At 58.4% G+C, this 1,400-nt stretch carries 1 protein-coding gene; it reads left to right on the forward strand.

Annotated features, from left to right (window positions below):
• Window positions 1-90: 90 nt before the first annotated feature.
• Window positions 91-1,116, forward strand: a complete 1,026-nt coding sequence (locus tag IE126_RS25655) for an IS110 family RNA-guided transposase (protein ID WP_189383223.1) — start codon at window positions 91-93, stop codon at window positions 1,114-1,116.
• The last annotated feature ends 284 nt before the right edge of the window (window positions 1,117-1,400 follow it).

A 1,400-nucleotide genomic window follows, 5' to 3' on the forward strand; every position in this document is an offset into this window, starting at 1 on the left:
AGATGGAATGGTTGCCGCCCTCCCCAAACGGCATCGCGATGTGCCAAGATTGTGGTGTTCAGAGCCACAAAACGGAGAGGACGGCATATAATGGATACTATGATTGGCGTGGATTTGGCAAAGTCTGTCTTTCAGCTCCACGGAGCGGCGATGACCGGCGAGGTGCTGTTTCGGAAGAAGTTGACCCGATCACAGTTCCTTAAGTTCATGTCGGACCATGCTCCTGCAGTCGTTGTTATGGAAGCCTGTGGGGGAGCGCACTATTGGGCACGTGTGATGGCTGAACTTGGGCATCAAGTCCAACTGATTGCGCCTCAGTACGTGCGCCCGTTCGTGAAAAGACAAAAGAACGACGCTGCCGATGCTGAAGCGATTGTCGTTGCGGCGCAGCGACCTGAGATGCGGTTTGTCGAGCCGAAGACCGAAGAACAGCAGGCGCGCGCGGCAATTTTCCGCTCTCGCGACCGTCTTGTCCGCCAACGCACTGAACTGATCAATGCGCTGCGTGGCGTGCTCTATGAGCATGGGCATGTTTTCCCCACGGGTGCCGCGCACGTGGGGCGCATCGAGGCCTTGCTGCGTGATCCGGACAATGGGCTGCATCCCCTGGTTCTAGCGGATTGCCTCGACCTGCTGGATCAGATCTCGGAAAAATCAGGCCGTATCGAGGCCCGAACGAGGACGACGACCGCCCTGTCAGCGCAGGCGAGTGTGACGCGTAGGCTGCAGACCATACCGGGTGTGGGGCCGCTTACTGCACTGGCTGTTGAAACCTTCGCACCACCCATGGAGACCTTTGAGTCAGGTCGAGCTTTTGCGGCCTGGCTTGGAATTGTGCCGCGGCAGCATTCCTCGGGCGGCAAACAGCGGCTTGGAAAAATCTCGAAAGCGGGGCAGGGGGACATAAGGCGCCTGCTGATCATCGGCGCCATGACACGGCTCACGCCTCGAGGTCGTCGCGGTGTTCCTGAGGGCAGCTGGCTGGCGCGGATGCTCGAACGAAAGCCAAAGATGTTGGTGGCGATCGCGCTGGCAAACAAAATGGCCCGGCAAATCTGGGCGCTGCTCATGAAACAAGAAGACTACCGGGAACCGGCGACGATGACTGCAGCGTGAAGTTCATGTTTCGCAGTTAAACCTGAGGCCGGCCAACGGGAGGTGTAGGAAGCCGATGACCTGAATGGGCAAATGATCGAACAGATCTGGGTCGGGGAAACCAGTGCGCCCCCATGAGTATGATAGCTCGCAGGGTAGATTTGGACCCGATCCGCTGATCTCCATACCGGCCAGCGGCTTCTGAAATGCCGCACAAAAGGCCTGATAGAAGACCGCACTCGATCACACCTCAGGAAGCGTCAAAAGCAACTTGCATCACGGGCGGCAACCATAGAAGGGGGCGC

It is taken from the genome of Gemmobacter nanjingensis (genome assembly GCF_014652195.1).
GTDB lineage: Bacteria > Pseudomonadota > Alphaproteobacteria > Rhodobacterales > Rhodobacteraceae > Gemmobacter > Gemmobacter caeni.